General features: G+C 70.8%; 14 protein-coding genes. 10 read left to right on the forward strand and 4 right to left on the reverse strand.

The genetic code is table 11. The features are described 5' to 3' along the window. Positions 1–1,127: 1,127 nt before the first annotated feature. The 3 genes from ACGF3C_RS31250 to ACGF3C_RS31260 all read right to left on the reverse strand — a co-directional run bounded on the left by ACGF3C_RS31250 (position 1,128) and on the right by ACGF3C_RS31260 (position 7,588). Positions 1,128–4,031 carry an AAA family ATPase gene (locus tag ACGF3C_RS31250; RefSeq protein WP_357221790.1) on the reverse strand — a complete coding sequence of 968 codons (2,904 nt, stop codon included), beginning with the start codon at positions 4,029–4,031 and terminating at the stop codon, positions 1,128–1,130. 123 nt (positions 4,032–4,154) lie between these two features. Further along, on the reverse strand, positions 4,155–4,409 hold the full coding sequence (locus ACGF3C_RS31255) for a hypothetical protein (protein WP_357221792.1): 255 nt from the start codon (positions 4,407–4,409) through the stop codon (positions 4,155–4,157). Further along, positions 4,406–7,588 (reverse strand): type 2 lanthipeptide synthetase LanM family protein, encoded by a 3,183-nt coding sequence (locus ACGF3C_RS31260; RefSeq protein WP_393227297.1) that lies wholly within the window; start codon positions 7,586–7,588, stop codon positions 4,406–4,408. The genes ACGF3C_RS31255 and ACGF3C_RS31260 overlap by 4 nt, the downstream gene beginning before the upstream one ends. A gap of 269 nt (positions 7,589–7,857) precedes the next feature. On the opposite strand from ACGF3C_RS31260, the gene ACGF3C_RS31265 reads away from it, so the two are divergent. The 4 genes from ACGF3C_RS31265 (at position 7,858) to fabG (ending at position 11,335) form a co-directional block, all read left to right on the forward strand. After that, positions 7,858–9,678 carry a BTAD domain-containing putative transcriptional regulator gene (locus tag ACGF3C_RS31265; protein WP_393227298.1) on the forward strand — a complete coding sequence of 607 codons (1,821 nt, stop codon included), beginning with the start codon at positions 7,858–7,860 and terminating at the stop codon, positions 9,676–9,678. 81 nt (positions 9,679–9,759) lie between these two features. Continuing rightward, complete coding sequence (locus tag ACGF3C_RS31270) at positions 9,760–10,128, forward strand: hypothetical protein (protein WP_393227300.1); 369 nt, start codon at positions 9,760–9,762, stop codon at positions 10,126–10,128. Beyond that, the gene (locus tag ACGF3C_RS31275; protein ID WP_357196495.1) at positions 10,128–10,592 is read left to right on the forward strand and encodes a hypothetical protein; all 465 of its coding nucleotides are present in this window, start codon (positions 10,128–10,130) and stop codon (positions 10,590–10,592) included. Before ACGF3C_RS31270 ends, ACGF3C_RS31275 begins: the two co-directional genes overlap by 1 nt. Next, on the forward strand, positions 10,589–11,335 hold the full coding sequence (fabG, locus tag ACGF3C_RS31280) for a 3-oxoacyl-ACP reductase FabG (RefSeq protein ID WP_393227302.1): 747 nt from the start codon (positions 10,589–10,591) through the stop codon (positions 11,333–11,335). Before ACGF3C_RS31275 ends, fabG begins: the two co-directional genes overlap by 4 nt. Here the strand turns inward: fabG and ACGF3C_RS31285 are convergent. Continuing rightward, positions 11,307–12,194 carry an SDR family NAD(P)-dependent oxidoreductase gene (locus ACGF3C_RS31285; RefSeq protein ID WP_357221802.1) on the reverse strand — a complete coding sequence of 296 codons (888 nt, stop codon included), beginning with the start codon at positions 12,192–12,194 and terminating at the stop codon, positions 11,307–11,309. The genes fabG and ACGF3C_RS31285 overlap by 29 nt on opposite strands. A gap of 178 nt (positions 12,195–12,372) precedes the next feature. On the opposite strand from ACGF3C_RS31285, the gene ACGF3C_RS31290 reads away from it, so the two are divergent. From ACGF3C_RS31290 to ACGF3C_RS31315, 6 genes are all read left to right on the forward strand, one after another. Continuing rightward, positions 12,373–13,329: a beta-ketoacyl-ACP synthase III gene (locus ACGF3C_RS31290; protein WP_393227304.1), complete on the forward strand. Its 957-nt coding sequence runs from the start codon at positions 12,373–12,375 to the stop codon at positions 13,327–13,329. A gap of 41 nt (positions 13,330–13,370) precedes the next feature. Next, a complete protein-coding gene (locus ACGF3C_RS31295; RefSeq protein WP_357221807.1) occupies positions 13,371–13,625 on the forward strand; it encodes a phosphopantetheine-binding protein in 255 nt (84 codons plus the stop codon). Next, positions 13,622–14,977 carry a condensation domain-containing protein gene (locus ACGF3C_RS31300; RefSeq protein ID WP_357221809.1) on the forward strand — a complete coding sequence of 452 codons (1,356 nt, stop codon included), beginning with the start codon at positions 13,622–13,624 and terminating at the stop codon, positions 14,975–14,977. The genes ACGF3C_RS31295 and ACGF3C_RS31300 overlap by 4 nt, the downstream gene beginning before the upstream one ends. A gap of 209 nt (positions 14,978–15,186) precedes the next feature. Next, the gene (gene sbnA, locus ACGF3C_RS31305) at positions 15,187–16,155 is read left to right on the forward strand and encodes a 2,3-diaminopropionate biosynthesis protein SbnA (protein WP_357221819.1); all 969 of its coding nucleotides are present in this window, start codon (positions 15,187–15,189) and stop codon (positions 16,153–16,155) included. Beyond that, positions 16,149–17,183: a 2,3-diaminopropionate biosynthesis protein SbnB gene (gene sbnB / locus ACGF3C_RS31310; RefSeq protein WP_393227306.1), complete on the forward strand. Its 1,035-nt coding sequence runs from the start codon at positions 16,149–16,151 to the stop codon at positions 17,181–17,183. The genes sbnA and sbnB overlap by 7 nt, the downstream gene beginning before the upstream one ends. Next, a complete protein-coding gene (locus tag ACGF3C_RS31315) occupies positions 17,180–17,386 on the forward strand; it encodes an MbtH family NRPS accessory protein (RefSeq protein ID WP_357221813.1) in 207 nt (68 codons plus the stop codon). Before sbnB ends, ACGF3C_RS31315 begins: the two co-directional genes overlap by 4 nt. Positions 17,387–17,433: the final 47 nt, after the last annotated feature.

The following is a 17,433-nucleotide window of genomic DNA, read 5'->3' on the forward strand; positions in this document are numbered from 1 at the left end:
CGCGGCGGTCAATGTGATCACTTCCGATGGCTCAGGCCTCTAAACAGGATCCTCACGTGTCCGCCGAAGCGCGTGAAACGTGACCGTAAAGCGCGGCGCTTGCTCAGAATCCTATCTGCGGTTGTTCGCCTCGGACATGGAACAGTTGGTGCCGTCGGGGGAGAGGTACTTCGGGAATCTGCCGTTCCTGTTCAGCGTCAGCGACGTGCGACGGCAGGAGGGGCAGATCTGACGGCCGTGGCCGTCTACCGCAGCTCCGACACCGCAGCGGTCCGGCGACTCATCCGGATCCAGACCCTCGCCCTGGCGGTGCGAGCGCAGATCCGCGCGTTGCGGGAACACCTCGGTGCATCGCGGTGGTCGGCGCTGAATGCTCTGGCGCTGCGCGCGGTTGTGGTGAATTTCAAAGTTCGACGAAGGCGGTGAACCTGGTGCGCTCGCTACCGAAGAACGCGAGCGGCACGGGTTGCCGTCAACGCCGGTCGACTGAAACTCACCAGGACCCCTGCGGTGGGGCTCAAGCTTGATGCCTGCACGTTCATTTCGGTCAGTCGATAACCGAACCAGCTGGCTGGCAAGCTTGGACCCTACGCGTCCCGACTTCGATTCATGCTCACGCCCGGTAATGAGCGCGCGAGGTTGAGCCAACCCTGAACGTGCCGTAATCTATGAGCATGTGCACCCGAAATGGAGCACCGATGATACGTACAAGAGTTCGAATCCCCCCTCGGACACATTATTTCCACACGAACTGTGATGGTTGTTCGTGTTTTGCGTGATCCCCGTCCCGTTGGGCGGGGATTTTTGCTGTCGTGGCGAGGAAGCTCCCCGCCGCGGTGAGCGGGTAGATCGCGGTTTCGGCTTCGATGGTCCACGCTTGGTGGTCACACACAATGATCATGTTGTGGTGCGTAAGTAGGCGGCAAGCTTTTCTGGGTCGGGGCTGCGCAGTGCGGGATGGCGACGGTGTAGCCCGCGGTCGTGTCGGATGCGGTCGAGCAGGTGGTCTTCCCGGATGTAGAGGATCTTCGGTTGGGCGAAGGTCTTGGTGCGGGTGCTCGTGTGTCCGTGTCGGCATTGGTAGCCGGGTCGGCCGTGGACCCAGCGCCAGGAAGCTCATGGACCGGTCAGCCACTGTCGAAATCGGTCGCGATATCGCTCAATGCGATCCGGTTTGGCTCGCCGGTCTTGGTGATGAGGCTGGAGACGTGCCGCTCCACCGTGCGCGGTGACAGGTGTAGTCGCCCGGCTATTTCGCGATTGCTCAGTCGGCCGGTGAGCAGCTGCAGCACCTCCCACTCCCGTACCGTCACGCCCGCTGCCCGCAGCTCGGGTGGGATCTCTGCGGCACCGCGCCGACGTTGGGTGACCCGCGCGCCAGCTTGGCGCAGCAGCGTGCGACACGCCCCGGCGACCGGCGTGACCTTCGCCTGGTGGAAGTAGTTTTCGGCGGCACGCAGCCACTCCACGGGGGTGCCCCAGCCATCGGCGAGCGCCGACTCGGCGACCAGCCGCAGGGCGAGGTGTCGCCCCATCGCGTACAGCGCGCCGACCTCCATGGCCTCGGCCAGGGTGGCGGTCGCGGCGTCGTGCTGACCCGCGCGGCCAAGCAGGACCGCCCGGGCGAAGAGAGCGAACTGCCGGTCCCACCGGAGCTGGCTCGCCGGTGTGCCGACGATCGCCTCGTACGCCGAAAAGCTGACCTCGCCGGCCATCGCCCGCAACAGCAACTGGAGGCCGAGCCGTCCACCCAGGTGGAACACGGTCGGGTTCGTCTCCTCCGCCCGTACCGCCAGGGACAGCTCGTCCAGCGCCCGCGGGCGATTCTCCTCCAGCAGCGCGCAGAACGTGCCGGCCAGCCCGTGGACCCGCTGTGTGTGCAGGCTCTCGTCACCGCCCCAGCGCCGGAACTCGGCGAGCGCGTCCTGCATCTCCACCCGCCGGCCCTGGTGGGCGGCGAGCACCGCGCTGAGCAGCAGCACGTACTGGGTGGTCTCCATCAGCTTCAGGCGGGTCGTCGCGGTGAGGACCTGGTCGATCAGGTTCTGTGCGGCCGGGTACTCGCCGCGCATGATCAGGTGCAGCGCGATGCTCGCCTCGGCCTGCTGGCGGGCAGTCACCGCCCCGGCTCGCAGCGCTCGTTCCCGGGCTTGTTCCAGCCGGTCCAGTGTGCCGTGCAGCAACGCGTCGTCGTTGCCGAGCCGAATCAGCGCGTGGACCTCCCAGATCGGCAGGCCGTGCTCGGCGGCGATGGACCGGGCCTGCTCCAAGCAGCGGGTAGCCTCGGCCGGGTCGCGATGCCGGACGAGCGCACCGAGCAACTGCCAGGCCTGACAGGCCACCACCGGCAGCGGCACGGCGGCGCCGACCGTGGCGGCCCGGCGGGCCAGGGTCTCGGCGACCTCCATCTGGTCCCGCCCCGGCGTGTCCAGGGCCAGGTGTGCGGCGACGACGTCGATCGGAGCTGCGTCCTCCGCCGCGGGGTCCGGGCCGAGCAGCTCACGGGCAATCTCCACCTGGGCCAGCGCGTCGGTCAGCTCCCCGGCCAACACCGCGGTCCAGGCCAGCCGGGTGTGCAGCCTGGCCTGCCGTCGAGCGGGGAGACCGGCCACCTGGTCCGGACTGTTGACCAGCTCCAGTGCCCGCCGTACCAGGCCAGCCTCGCCGAGGGCCTGCAGGAGCGTCTCCAGGGTGTCGGCGCGGGCCTCGGCCGGCCCGTCGGCCTGGAGCTCCCAAGCCCTGTCGAGGAGGGCGACGGCCGAGGTGGCGGCACCCTGCGCGAGGGCCCTCCGGCCAGCTTCGGCAAAGAGCCGACCGGCCAACAGGGCGTCGCCGGTCTCGACGCGCAGGGTGGCGGAGATCTGGCACCACTCACCGGGCAACTCCGGGTGGACCTTCGCGACGGCCTCGGCGACGGTGTGGGCCAACTCCCGCCGGGTGGCCGGCTCGACCAGGGCGAGCAGCGACTCGCGGGTGACGCGGTGCCGGAAGGTGTACCAGTCGGTCAACTGGTCGTCCGGTGCCACCAGCTGGGCGACGATGTCGCCGTGCAGATTGTTGAACAGGTCGCGGTCGCTGAGCCCTGTCGCCGACTGCACCACGGCCACCGAGAAGCGTTGCCCGATCAGGGCGCCGCAGGACAGCAGCTCCCGGGCCTGCGGGCTCAGCTTCTCGATCCGGTGCGCCATGCTTCTGGCGAAGGCGGTGGGCAGCGTGGTGGGCGCCTCTGGAGTGACGAGCCACCCCTGTGGACCGTGCCGGAGCAATCCGTTCTCCACCATCGCCGCGAGGATCTCCTCGATGAGGAACGGGTTGCCGCCGCTGCCGCCCCAGAGCAGCTCGGCCGCGGCCGTGGGCAGCTCATCCGCCGCCACGCCGAGGCATGCCCCAGCCATGGCGCGCAGGTCCTCGGGCCCGAGACCGCCCAACTCGATCACGGTGCACCGGCCGCGGCGGGCTGCTGCCCGAGCGACCTCCAGCGCGGGGGAGTCGTCCGCCCGGAGGACGCCGACCAGCAGGGTGGGCTGCTGGTCGAGGTTGTCGATCAGGTATTCGACCACCATGAGCGTCTCGGCGTCGGCGTCCTGGAGATCGTCCAGGACCATCAGGCACCCGCGGTCCTGGCCGGCGAGACCGGTCAGCCGGAGCACCGCCTCGGCCAGGATCACCACCGATCCGGTCTCCTGGTCGGCGAGAGGGGTGCCCCAGTCGGGCACCAACCGGCCGAGGATCGGCCCGTACGGGCCGAGCGCCGCGACGTCTACGGTGGACGATCTGAGCAGGGAGAGCACCGCCTCGGTGAGCGGGCGCAGCGGCACTCCGGTGCCGAGTGCGCTGGCCCGCCCCCGCAGCAGACTCATTTCGGCGGTGTAGGCGGACTCGGCGGCCGCCGCGGCGAGCCGCGACTTGCCGACGCCGGCCTCTCCGACGATGAAGACCGCGCCCCCGCGCCCGACGCGGGCAGCCTCGATCATGCCGATCAGCACACCGAATTCCGCATCTCGGCCGACCAGGACGCGTGATCGTTGCACGGCGGCAACGATAGCGAGGCACTTCATCGATGACCAGGGTCAGACAGCAGGCGCACCGAGCCTGGCGGGATTATCGTCCGACCGGACTGATCGCCGCGCTGACCGGGTGGTTTCCGCCCAGGGTCACAGAGCGAAGGTGGGGCAGCAGGTGGTGAGCGGAGCGGCGGCGTCGACGGTTCCGGCGTCGCCAGCGACCAGGTGTCCCACCAGGAGGCCCACCGGGATGGCCAGACCGGCCAGGGCCGCCGTACGCAGGCCGAAGGCCACCATCGGGCTGACCTTTGGCTCCCCGGCGGGGTTCGGGTCCTCCAAGTGGGCGGTCTCGACGGGGGCGGTAGCGACGTGGGTGACGTCGGCGGTGAGCTGTTGAGACATCATTGTTCTTCTCTCCTCGTGGTGAACGGGTTGGTGAGCGACAGCCAGTCGGGTCCGGTTGGCTGTGGGGTGGGTTCCAGGAGCAACGCGGACGGAATCCGTGCGGCCAGGGCGGAGCGCAGCAGTCCGTAGCCGATGCCGGCGAGGCCGGTCAGCAGTCCCGGTGTGAGCACTCCGTCGGGTGTGCCGCAGTGGCGCGTCTGCCATTGCAGGGAGTTGAGGAGCAGGGTGGTCCGCTGCCGTAGCGCGGCGGCGGCCGCAGGGCCAGCCGGCCCCGCGGCCAGCACGGTCAGCGCCTCACCGATACCGGACTCGCCGTGGCAGATACTCAGGTCGCGGGACAGTGGCCGATCGGCCAGGCGCCGGACGAGGTGAGCCAGCGCGTCCGGGTCTGTGGTGGGCGAGGTGCCCGCGTCGTGTCGACCGGCGAGGGCGAGTGCCAGGCCGGCGGTGCCGGCACACCACCCGGACGAGCTGGTCGGGGTCTGCCGGGCGTGCCGCAGGGCTCTGTCTGCCGCGTCCGCATGCTGCGGTGAGCCGCCGCCGACGTCGACGAACCGTTGCAGGGCGTACGCGATGCCGGCCGTGCCATCGGCGAAGCCAGCCGGACTGGCGGGGTGATCGAACGCGGTCGTACCGGCCAGCTGGTCGGCGCAGGTCCGGGCCAGCGCCGCCGCCCGATCGAGACCCAGCTCGGCGTGGATCGATGTCATCGCGGCCAGGCAGCCGGCCCTGCCGGTGGCCCAGTCGTCGGTGGCGGGGCCGGCGACCGCGACCTCGGCGAGTTCGACAGCCGTGTCGACCCACCGACCGATCTCCGGGTCGTCGAGCAGCACGGCCAGCCGAGCCAGCCCGTAGGCCAGTCCGCCGAGGCCGTGCAGCCCGCCACAGCCGATCGCCGTGACCAGCTCGGGTCGATCCGCGAGTAGGCGCAGTAGCCCCGGGGTCGCGGCGACCGCCCGGCGGGCCACGTCGCCGTAGCGGGCCACGCCGCTGATGTGAGCGAGCTGGCCGAGGAAGAGCGCCACGCCGAGGTACCCGTTGGCCAGGCCGGCGCCCATCGGGAGCAGCAGCCACTGCCGGTTGTCGACCAGCTCCAGGCCGAGCCAGTTCACGCGGTCCCGGCCCGGTGCGCCCCGGGCCACGATCTGGTCGGCGATCGCGCAGGCTGCCGAGACCAGCCGTTCGGGTGGGGCGGCGGTTCCTTGCGACGCACCTTCCATTGGCGCCGTGTCGCCATGGGCGCCGACCGGCCGGCGGGTGGCCAGGCTGGCCATGATGACCCATTCCTGGTCCTGCCGGTCGGCCTCGCCGAGCCCGGCGATCCGGTCCAGTGCCGCGTCGACGCCGCTGCGGTACAGCGGCACCGCGGTCGGCTCCCCGTCGGCTGCCAGCTGGGGGCTGTCGGCCCGGGCGTGGAAGTACGGCACGTCGCCGCGCCACAGGGCCGCGATCTCGTGGCGGGCGAACATTGGGTCGCCGGGCAGTGTGGTCCGGCCGCAGAGCCGCCCGAGGAACCGGTCCCGGTCCAGACCGTCGCGCAGCAGGCTCGGATGGGTGGCCTCGTCGAGCAGCGTCCGGTAGGCCCAGGTGGGCCGCACGACGAGTCGCACCGTCATGGCCGACGACGCCTTGATCAGCTGGGCGAAGTCCCCGCGATGGGCCTCGATTGCTTCGTAGCCGAGCCGGAAACCCGCCAGCATCGCCGCCTCGTGGTCCTCCGGATCGATCACCCGGTCGCCGAGCCGGGGCCGGTTCGAGGCACCGTCGAAGGTGGACGCGCGACGTACCAGGCGCATCTGGTCTGTGCCCGGGTCCGCCCAGTCGATCCGACTGACCGGGCTCTGCCGGCCCTCGTCGCCGCCGGCGCCGGACAGGTCCATGATGCCCTGCTCACCGACGACGATCAGCGGCAGCAACGCGGTTCGGTGCACCGAGGCGGCGAGCAGGTCGGCGGCTGGATCGCCGCTCTCGGATGCCGGTCGCCAACTGGGGCTGAACAACGTCTCGGCGTCGATGGCCACGGGGTCCTCGCCGCTGGCGATCACGTTCTCGTAGTGCAGATCGGTGGTGTTGAGGGCGTGGGCGAGCGCCAGCAGCGCACCCTGTCGTCGATAGAAGCGGTCCGCGCCGTCCAGGTCGGCCAGCGGTGCCGCGGTGACGAACTCGGTCCAGCCGTACTCCGGACGGACCAGGCAGGCGGCCGCCCGCATGCCGACGGTGGGCACCATCCGATTCATCCAGCCGACGAAGGCCGCCAGCCGGTCGTCGTGGGTGAGATCCCGGGGCTTGTAGACCAACCGCCGGCCGTCCGCGAACTGGACCACGGTGGTGGTCCGGCCGGCCCGGTGCGGGTCACCCCGCCTGTCGTCGACGGCCACCAGTGGGCCGGGGTCCACGCCGCCCAGGAGGTTGTCGACCAGGCAGTCCCGGTCGGCGGTGTACCGGGCGAGCAGCTCCAGCATCGCGTCGGTGGCGTGCGCGGTGGCCTGCCCGAGCAGCCTGGCCAGGACCGGAAGATCGGTGAACAGCGCAGCCAGCCCTGCCGGGGTGGCAAGCTGGCGGACGAAGCCGATGAATCGGGCGCGACTGTCGGCACCCTGGAGGAGGCCGGCGATCCTGCGGCGGTGCAGCTCCTCGACGAAGGTACGGGCGGCCAGCGCGGCCAGACGCCGTTCCAGGGTGGCCCCCAACGCGGCGTCCAGCGCGCCCAGGTCGACCTGGGCGTCGGTCACCGGGCCGGAGCCCCGGCGGAAGCGAGCCCTCGCCTGGTCGACCAACGGGCGCAACGGCAGGGCGAACGCCGCCCTCCAGTCCGCTGGGACCGGCACCGACGGAGGCGGTGCGGCGGCGTGCACCGCGGACTCGATCAGGACTGCCCAGGGCGGTGGGTCGACTCGCGCGGCGAGGTGCTCGTCGTCCTCGGCGAGGAGGGTGAGCAACCGGTCCTCGTCGACGCCCAGCTCGCCCAGCCGGACGTCCAGCTCTGGCCCACGGTCGGCCCGCCACAGATCCAGCCGCGACCGTGCGTGCCCGAACCGCTCGCTGTCCACCGGGTCGGTGCCGCCGCCGGCGGTCACCCGCTCGTGCAGCGCCAGGCCCCGCGCCCACCAGCCCCGGCGGAGTCGGGGCGACTCGGCCGAAGCGAGGCTGGGTGGGCCGTCGACGTCTGTGGTGTTCATCGAGTTGAGGGTGCCAAGCGACGACGGGTATCTCATGCGTGGGATCCACCCAAATTCTTGTCGGTCCGGCTGGTCGCCGCAGTTCGCGCACTGTCCGGTGCGGTCCGGACGACTGTCGGTGATGACCGCCCGGAGGGAGCCGGTATCGGTGGGGTGGCGACAACACGCGGGTGCGGACGACGAAACTTGGGTGGCGGGCACAGATGTGTCGATGCGCGGCGGTGGTCGACTCTCCGACTGTTCGTTGGGCTGACCCGATCGGAGCGACTGTGGAGTTTCGCGTACTGGGGCCGGTGAGCGCCTGGCGCGACGGCGGCGAGGTCCCGCTGGACGGCGCCAAGCAGCGCACCGTCCTGGCCGTCCTGTTGCTCGCCCGAGGGCGAACAGTCTCCGACACGCGTCTCTGCCAGCTGCTGTGGGACGAGAAGCCGCCGGCGACATTCGCCGCCCAGCTCTACAACTACGTCTCCCGGCTGCGGAAGTATCTCGGCGACGAGGTGGAGATCGTCCGGCAGTGGTCCGGCTACCTGCTGCGGATGCGCGACAGCCGACTCGACATCGAGGAGTTCGAACGGCTGGCCGGACTGGGTCGGGACGCACTGCGCTCCGGCCGGCACGAGGAGGCCGCGCGGGACCTGCACGAGGCGCTCGCGTTGTGGAGCGGAGCGACGCTCAGCAACGTCACCGACCACCTCATCGAGGCGGAGTCGCCCCGGATGGCCGAGGTGCGGATGGCGGCCCTGGAGGATCGCATCACGGCCGACCTGATGCTGGGCCGACAGGCCGACCTGGTGGTGGAGCTGAGCGATCTGGTCGCCGCGCAGCCGCTGCACGAGTTGCTGCGCAGTCATCTGATCACGGCGCTGCTGCGATGTGACCGCCAGGCCGACGCGCTGGCCGTCTACCACCAGGGCCGGCGGGTCCTCGCCGACGAGTTGGGTGCCGATCCGGGCCTGGCCCTCGCCGAGGCGTACCAGACGGTGCTGGCCGGCCCCGGGACGCCCGACGCCGCTGTCGCACCGCGGCAGGGACCGGGCTGGCGCGACGTCCGACCGGCGATGCTGCCGCCCGGGGCGCAGGACTTCTGCGGCCGGAAGCAGGAGCTGCGGGCGCTGGCCGGGCTGCTCGCCGAGACGTCGCCGTCCGCTCCGCAACGGACGTTGCTGACCGGGATGGCCGGCGTCGGCAAGTCGGCGCTGGCGCTGCGGGCCGCGCACCTGTCCAGCAGCGACTTCCCGGACGGGCAGCTCTACGCCGACCTCGGCGGCACCCGGGGCAACGCCATCGACCCGGGCGACGTGCTGGGCTGGTTCCTCCGGAGCCTCGGCAATGCCGAGGAGGCCATCCCGAGGCGCCTCGACGAACGCGAGTGCCTCTACCGCAGCCAGTTGGCCGGCCGGCGGGTCCTGGTGGTACTCGACAACTCTGCCAGCTATCCGCAGGTCCGCCCGCTGTTGCCCGGTGACCCGTCCTGTCGGGTGATCCTGACCTGTCGTGGCCGCCTCTCCGAGTTGCCCGGTGTCACCCGCGTCGAGGTGGGCATCCTCGACCCGGCGCAGGCGCTGGAGCTGTTCGCCACGATCGTCGGCTCGCCGCGGGTGGCCGCCGAGCTCGGTGCCGCACACCGGATCGTGCAGCTGTGTGGGCGGCTCTCGATCGGCATCCGGGTGGCTGCGGCGCGACTCATCGCTCGGCCGCACTGGTCGCTGCGCTACCTCGCGCAGCGGCTGGCCGACGAACGGTTCCGTCTCAACGAACTACGGCTGGGGACGCTGGACGTGCGGGCCCGCATCGAGGGCAGCTACCAGGAGCTGGAGGTCGAGAGCCAGGTCGCGCTGCGCCGGCTGGCACTGCTGAACACTGCGGACTTCCCGATCGGCGCCGCCGCCCGGGTGCTCGGCGTGACGCCCCGGGTGGGGGAGGAGGTGGCCGAGAGCCTGGTCGACGCACGGCTGCTGGAGATCGCGGGCTCGGACGGTGGGCGGCGGCAGCGACACCGCTTCCACGACCTGGTGCGGGTCTTCGCGCGGGAGAAGGCCGACCCGGTGGACCACCGCGTCGTGACCGCCCGATCGGCGTTGCCGGCATAGCCGCGCCTGCGGACCCCCGGCGTTTCCGCCGTGCTCCCGCGCCTATGGAGAAGATATAGCCGGTGCCAGCACGGTCAGTGCGTGACCATCCTGATCCCGCCCGAGTGCGCGACCAACGCGCGGATCGACCTCGACCACGCCAGCGGGGACGAGATCATCGGTCGAGTTCGACCCGACCGGGACGACCCGGTCTTCGTCGGGCACTATCCCGGCTTCCCCCTGCTGCCAGGTGTCTACATCGTCGAGTACGTGCACCGCGCCGTCCTCGCGGCGATGCCGTCGGAGATCCTCGCGGAGCTGGTGTCCTGCCGGTTCCTCCGAACGATCGATCTCGACGACGAGCTGGTCATCACCGTCCGGCGCGAGGGCGGGCTACGCCGGGGCACGGTTGCCGTGTCCGGTGTACCGGCCGCCGAGGTGGTGTTGCGCTATCAGGAAGGAAACCCGTGATGCTCGACCGCGACGACATTCGACGGCTCATCCCGCACCGACCGCCGATGCTCCTGGTCGACGGAGTCAGCGAACTGGTACCCCGGAGTCGGCTGGTGGGCAGTTACACGGTGACCGGGACCCGGCCGCTGCCTGCCGTGCTGCTGTTGGAGTCGTGGGGCCAGGCGGCATTGGTGCTGATCAGGCACGACCGGCCGATGGCCACCGTACTGACCGACGGAGTGCCGATCGCGGGTGCATTCGAGGGGATCCGCTTCGGCCGGCCGGTGCTGCCCGGTGAGACGGTCGAGCACCGGGTCGAGCTGATCCGGCTGATCGCCGACACGGGTTTCGTGCGGGGCGAGAGCGTGGTCGGTACCGAGGTGGTCATGCAGGTCGGTCGTCTGGTCGGCGCGGTACGCCCGGCCGCTGCGCTTCGCCCCGCCGTCCCGGCCGGGGTCTCCGACGTCAAGGAGTCGACATGAGTGACATTCGACGACCGGTCGCCCTCGTCAGTGGCGGATCCCGAGGGATCGGTCGGGCCGTGGTCCGGCAGCTCGCCGCAGACGGGTACGACGTGGCTTTCTGTTATCAGAGCAACCGGGTGGCCGCCGAGAAGGTGGCCGCAGAGGCGCTGGAGACCGGTGTCCGGGTGCTGGCCCGGCAGGTGGACGTCGCCGATGCCGCGCAGGTGCGCGACTTCGTCACGGGGGCGGAGCAGGACCTGGGCGAGATCGCGGCACTGGTGACCGTCGCCGGGATCATCCGTGACCGGCCGTTGGCGATGATGGCCGACGAGGACTGGCAGTCGGTGATCGACGTCAACCTCGGGGGTGTCCACAACGTGTGCCGGGCGGCGATCCGCCGGATGATGCGGCGTCGTGGTGGCGCCATCGTCACGGTGTCCTCGGTGGCCGGCATCACCGGCAGCCCGGGCCAGACCAACTACTCGGCCTCGAAGGCCGGCATCATCGGCTTCACGAAGGCGCTGTCGAAGGAGGTCGGCTCGTACGGGATCCGGGTCAACGCCGTGGCCCCGGGCTTCATCGAGACCGACATGCTGAACGACCTGCCGGCCGGCCTGGCCGTGGGCGTCCAGCAGCGCACCGCCCTCGGCCGGCTGGGCCAGGCGGAGGAGATCGCCCCGGTGGTGACGTTTTTGCTGTCGGAGCGGGCCTCCTACCTGACCGGGCAGGTCGTCACAGTTGACGGTGGTCTGACGTTCTGACCCGCTGCGCCGCGAGCCGGGTCCGCATGGCCTCCAGGCGGACCTGGCTCGCCTGCGTCCGGGCCCGACGCGCCGTGATCCGGGGATAGGCCGTGCCGAGCAGCCGGGTGAGCAGGTCGACCCGTCGCGCGTCCGCCCCGACGATGATCTTCACCCGGTTGCGCCGGACCCCGCGCAGGATGAGCCGTGCGGCCTGCTCGGCCGAGGTCGTCGCCTCGCGGGCGAAGCGCTCCCGGATCCCGCCGTAGCCGAGCCCCTTCGCGGCCCGGGCGTTGCTGAAGATGTCGGTCCGCACCTTGCCCGGGTAGACGCAGCTGACCTTCACCGGCACGTCGCCGACCCGCATCTCCTGCAACACCGCCTCGGTGAAACCCCGGACGGCGAACTTGGCCGCGTTGTACGCGCTCTGCGCAGGTGCCGCGGTCAACCCGTACATGCTGGAGATGTTCACCAGGTGGCCCTGCGAGGCGACGAGTAGCGGCAGAAACGCCCGGGTGCCGTGCACCACGCCCCAGAAGTCGACGTCCAGCACCCACCGCATGTCGTCCCACTCGGCCTCGGTGATCGAGGCCAGCAGAGTCACCCCGGCATTGTTGATCACCAGGTCGGCGCCGCCGAAGTCGGCGCGTACCTCCTTGGCGTGGGCCTGCACCGCCAGCCGGTCGGTGACGTCCAACCGGTAGGTGTGGACCTCGGCTCCCCGCTCGGCGCAGCTCGCCGCGGTCTGCGCCAGGCCCTCCTCCGCCGCGTCGGAGAGGGCCAACCGGGCGCCCTGGGCGGCCAGTTCGACCGCCAGTGCCCGGCCGATGCCCGAACCGGCTCCGGTGACGACCGCGACCTTTGTTCGGAACTCCTCCATGCGCGCCCCCTCGGAATGGCGTGCCCGCCCGCGGCGACACACGTCCGCGGAACGGTCCGCTGCCGGGCTATCTCTTTTCCATACCGGGCGCGATGTAGAGAAGTTATGAGAGCCCCGCCGAACACTGCCTCCGGACGGTGCCACCAGGACGCCGACCAGGCGTGGTGCGGAGGAGGCGATGGCACAGATGACAGGTGCGGCAATCACCGGGCTGGGGGCGTACCGGCCGAGCAGGCTGATCACCAACGAGGACATCGCCGAGGAGGCCGGGGTGACTCCGGAGTGGATCGAGGAGCGGACCGGCATCCGGTCGCGCTACCGGTCCGGGCCGGAGGAATCCGTGACGATGATGGCCGCCGAGGCCGGCGGGAAGGCGTTGGCCATGGCGAACGTCGACCCGGCCGACGTGGACCTGGTCATCCTCGCCTCGGCGACGAAGAAGGACCGCATCCCGGGCGGGGCGCCCGAGGTGGCCAGCCGTATCGGCATCCCCGCCACCGGCGCGTTCGACCTGAACGCCGCCTGCGCCGGCTTCGCCTACTCGATCGGCATCGCGGCCAACGAGATCCGGATGGGCGGCGCCCGCAACGTGCTGGTCGTCGGAGCGGAACAACTGAGCAGGTTCATCGACCCGGAGGACCCGGCGACGTACGTCATCTTCGGTGACGGCGCGGGTGCCGCGGTGGTCTCCCCCGCGGAGGTCGACGGCATCAGCCCGACAGTGTGGGGCAGCGACGGCGCGCGGTCCGACATCCTCGGCACCAAGTGGGACGCCAACGGCCGCGAGTTCGCCAAGATGGACGGCCCCCTGGTCTACCGGTGGTCGACCAAGAACGTGCCGAGGGTGGCCCGCAAGGTGTGCGCCCTGGCCGGTGTCGAGCTCTCGGACATCGACTGGTTCGTGCCGCATCAGGCGAACCTGCGCATCGTCGACCAGTTGGCCGAGATCCTCCAGATCCCGGACGAGAAGGTCGCCAAGGACATCATCGACACCGGCAACACCTCAGCCGCGTCGGTGCCGCTGGCGCTCAGCCGTCTGTACGAGAGCGGTCAGACCACCCCCGGCGACCGCGTGATGCTGCTGGGCTTCGGGGCGGGACTGGCCTACGCCGGTCAGCTCATCCGGATGCCCTGACCACTCCGATCACGACCCCTTCCTTCGAAAGGACAAGCACCATGACGCTGACCGTGAACCAGGTTTCCCTCGACGTCGTATCGCTCACCCGCAAGCTGATGACCGAGAACGTCGACCGGGAGATCAACGTCGGCGACACCTTCGTCGAGCTCGGTCTGGACAGCCTCAAGCTCGTCGACCTGCTCGCCGCCGTGGAGACCCACTTCGACATCGAGGTGCCGGACGAGTTGGTCGGCAGCTTCGCCACGGTCCAGGATCTCAGCGACTTCGTGCTCTCCGCCAGGTCTCCGGTGTGACCGGGGACGTCCGGGAGTTGTCGGTCGGGCAGCGAGCGCTGTGGCTGGTCCACCGGTTGGCCCCGGACAGCCCGGCCAGCAACGTGGTCCACGGTCTGCACGTCGAACCGGCGCTCGACCTCGACCTGCTGCGCCGGGCGGTGGCGGCGGTGCGCTCACGGCACGACCTGCTCCGGTCCCGGTTCGTGCAGACAGATCAGGGCCCGGTGCGGGTCGTCGATCCCGACCTCGGGTTCGAGGTCGAGGTCCTCGATGTTCCCGACCTGGACGACGACGGGCTGTTGCGCCGCTGCCAGGAGCTCGGCGACCAGCCGTTACGGCTGGCGCAGGACGGTCCGATGCGGGTGGCGTTGCTGCGTCGGCGTACCGACTGCGTGCTGGTGGTGGTCATCCATCACATCGCCACCGACTTCCATTCGCAGCGGATCGTCTGGCAGGAGTTGGACAGCGCGTACGGGGCGTCGCAGACCGGGCGGTCGGTGGAGTGGCAACCGGTCTCCGGCAGCTACGACGACTTCCTGACCCGGGAGCGGGCGGCTCTCTCCGGCGAGAGCGGCGAGCGGCTGCGCGCCTACTGGGATCGGGTGTGCGACGGCGCCACGGCGGCGACCCTGCCGACCGACCGGCCCCGTCCGCCGGTGCGTTCGTTCCGCGGCGGCGCGTTCAGTCAGGAGTTCCCGGACGACCTCGCCCACCGGCTGCGGGAGACCGCGGCGGCGGCCGGGGTGACGCCGTACAGCGTCGTGCTCGCCGCGTTCCAGGCGACGATGTACCGCTACACCGGTCTGGGGGAGTTCACCGTCGGTTGTCCGGCCTCGCTGCGTCGGGGACGGGCGCTGCGCGGGGTGGTCGGCATGTTGATCAATACGATCGCGCTGCGTGGATCGTTCGACGCGGACACCACGTTCGCCATGGCGATCACCGCGGCGAGCCGGCAGCTGTCCGACGCTGCGGCCCATGCCACCTATCCGTTCCCGATGCTCTCATCGGGCCGCCGTAACCAGGAGCCGCCCGTACGGGTGACCGTCACCCTGCTGGCTCACCAGCACGGCGACGACTACACCACTCGACGGCACGCGTTCGCCGGGCACCAGATCCGGCTGCTGGACATCCCGTACGACGAGGGCCAGTTCGACCTGTCGACGACCCTCACCCAGTACCAGGACGGCCGGCTCCAGGCCGAGTTCGGTTACGACACCGACCTGTTCGACGAGGCGACCGTACGGCGGCTGGCCGGGCACTTCCTCCAGATGCTGCGGGTGGCCTGCACGGCGCCGGAGACGGTGGTGTCCCTGGCGCCGATGGTCGACCAGGCGGAACTGCGGGAACTGCTGGCGTTCGGCACCCGATAGACCGGTGCGGCGTGGTCCGCGGTCCCCGTGCCGCCGGGCCGGCGCGTCCGCCGCACGGGCCGGATCCGGCCGGCGCGACCCCCGTCGCCAGCCGGATCCAGGCCCGGCGCTGGCCGATCGAGGCACCGGTATAGGGGCGGTATAGCGCTGATTGACAACGTCGTGGCATTGGTAGGTCACTCGTGGAGGGAGGAACGGTGCGCGAGGGCATCCTCTCGACGGTCGGGAACACACCGCTGGTACAGCTGGTCCGGTTGTTTCCGGAGTTCCCCTCCCGGTTGTTCGTCAAGCTCGAACGCTTCAATCCCGGCGGCAGCATCAAGGACCGCACCGCGCTGAGCATGCTGCGCGCCAAGGTCAAATCCGGGGAGCTGGTGTCCGGCCGATCAGTGGTCGTCGAGTCCAGCTCGGGCAATCTGGCCATCGGCCTCGCTCAGGTCTGTGCGTACTACGCGATCCGGTTCATCTGCGTGGTCGACCCGAAGACCACCCGGCAGAACCTCGCGATCCTGACCGCGTACCACGCGGAGATCGAGATGGTCGAGCACCCCGACCCGGTCACCGGCGAGTACCTGCCGGCCCGGCAGCGACGCGTCCAAGAGTTGTGCGACCAGGTCCCGCACGCCTACCGCCCGGACCAGTACGCCAACCCGCTCAATGCCGCAGCTCAGCGCCAGACGATGGCCGAGATCGTGACCGCGCTCGACGGGCAGATCGACTACCTGTTCTGTTCCACCGGCACCTGCGGGACGCTGGTCGGCTGCGTCGGCTACCTCCGCGACCACGGGCTGTCCACACGGGTGGTGGCGGTGGACGCGGTGGGCAGCGCCATCTTCGGCGACGAGCCAGCGACCCGGCTGATCCCCGGGCACGGCGCCTCGGTCGTGCCGCCGCTGGCCGCCGACGCCACCCCGGACGAGATCATGCACGTCTCAGACCTCGACTGCGTGGTCGGTTGCCGGTTGCTGCTGCACCGGGAGGCCATCCTCGCCGGCGGCTCCTCCGGCGCCACCGTGGCCGCACTGCGCCGACGGATGGCGGACATCCCGGCGGGCTCCACCGCCGTGCTGATCCTGCCCGACAACGGCGACCGCTACCTCGACACGATCTATTCCGATCAATGGGTTTCCGGGCACTTCGGAGAGATCACCCACCTGTGGAAGGACGCTACGTGCTGATCATCGGTCGGGCAGTGGTGCGCGACATCCTCGACGGCGACGACGCCCGGGTGGTGGATCTGGTTCGGCACGCGTACCTGCTGCACGAGCAGGGCCGCACGAGCCTGCCGCACTCGGTCTTCCTGCGCTTCCCGCAGCAACCCCGCGACCGCATCATCGGCCTGCCCGCCTACCTCGGCACCGACCCACCGGTGAGCGGCATCAAATGGATCTCCTCCTTCCCGGGCAACCTCGACGCGGGGCTGGAGCGGGCCAGCGCGGCGATCCTGCTGAACTCGATGCGTACCGGTCACCCGGTGGCCCTGGTCGAGGGTTCGGTCATCTCGGCCCGGCGTACCGCGGCGAGCGCGGCGCTCGCGGCCGGCCTGCTCACCGCGCACCGCAGCCCGGACGGTCTGGCCCTGATCGGCTGTGGGTTGATCAACCAGCAGGTGCTGCGGTTCGTGGCGGGAACCATCGCCCCTCCGCTGGCGCTGACGCTGTTCGACACCGACCCCCGCCGGGCCGAGGCCTTCGCCGAGGTCGCCCGGACGCTGCTGCCAGGGACGCCGACGACACTGGCCGGGACCGCCGAAGAGGCGATGGCCGCGCACCGGCTGGTCTCGATCGCCACCACCGCCACCGAGCCCCACCTCGACCTGGCCGCCTGCCGACCCGGCGCGGTGCTGCTGCACCTGTCCCTGCGCGACCTGCTCCCCGAGGGGCTGCGGACCGCGCGCAACGTGGTCGACGACCCCGATCACGCCTGCCGTGAGGGCACCTCGGTGCAGTTGGCCGAGCAGCTCACCGGCGGCCGGGACTTCATCCACGCCACCGTCGGCGCGCTGGCCGGCGGCCAGGCGTGGCTGCCCGCCGACGACGTACCGGTGGTGGTTTCCCCGTTCGGGCTCGGCGTGCTGGATCTCGTGCTCGCCGAGCACGTCCGCGCCACCGCCGAACGGCGGCGCCTGGGCGTACGCGTCGACGATTTCCTACCCGTGGGGGACGCCACCGTGGCGTCCACCGGATCCCTGAAGGAGTGGCAATGACGGACAACCGCAGCTACCGAGTGGTGCTCAACGACGAGGAGCAGTACTCGGTGTGGTGGACCGACCGGGATCTACCCGCCGGCTGGCGTGCCGAGGGCACCGAGGGCAGCCGTGACGAGTGCCTGGCCCGCATCGACGAGATCTGGACCGACATGCGGCCGCTGAGCCTGCGCCTGCGCATGGAGTCCCAGGCCACGGCCTGACCACCTGATCCGATCCCACGCCCGCGCCCGGTCCCCCGGAGGAGCAC

The organism is Micromonospora sp. NPDC047762 (genome assembly GCF_043204655.1).
Taxonomy (GTDB): domain Bacteria; phylum Actinomycetota; class Actinomycetes; order Mycobacteriales; family Micromonosporaceae; genus Micromonospora.

Coding starts and splice junctions, on each gene's coding strand:
- ACGF3C_RS31315 (WP_357221813.1), top strand. CDS start 17,180: ATGACGGACAACCGCAGCTACCGAGTGGTGCTCAACGACGAGGAGCAG.
- fabG (WP_393227302.1), top strand. CDS start 10,589: ATGAGTGACATTCGACGACCGGTCGCCCTCGTCAGTGGCGGATCCCGA.
- ACGF3C_RS31290 (WP_393227304.1), top strand. CDS start 12,373: ATGGCACAGATGACAGGTGCGGCAATCACCGGGCTGGGGGCGTACCGG.
- ACGF3C_RS31275 (WP_357196495.1), top strand. CDS start 10,128: ATGCTCGACCGCGACGACATTCGACGGCTCATCCCGCACCGACCGCCG.
- ACGF3C_RS31260 (WP_393227297.1), bottom strand. CDS start 7,588: ATGAACACCACAGACGTCGACGGCCCACCCAGCCTCGCTTCGGCCGAG.
- ACGF3C_RS31255 (WP_357221792.1), bottom strand. CDS start 4,409: ATGATGTCTCAACAGCTCACCGCCGACGTCACCCACGTCGCTACCGCC.
- ACGF3C_RS31285 (WP_357221802.1), bottom strand. CDS start 12,194: ATGGAGGAGTTCCGAACAAAGGTCGCGGTCGTCACCGGAGCCGGTTCG.
- ACGF3C_RS31295 (WP_357221807.1), top strand. CDS start 13,371: ATGACGCTGACCGTGAACCAGGTTTCCCTCGACGTCGTATCGCTCACC.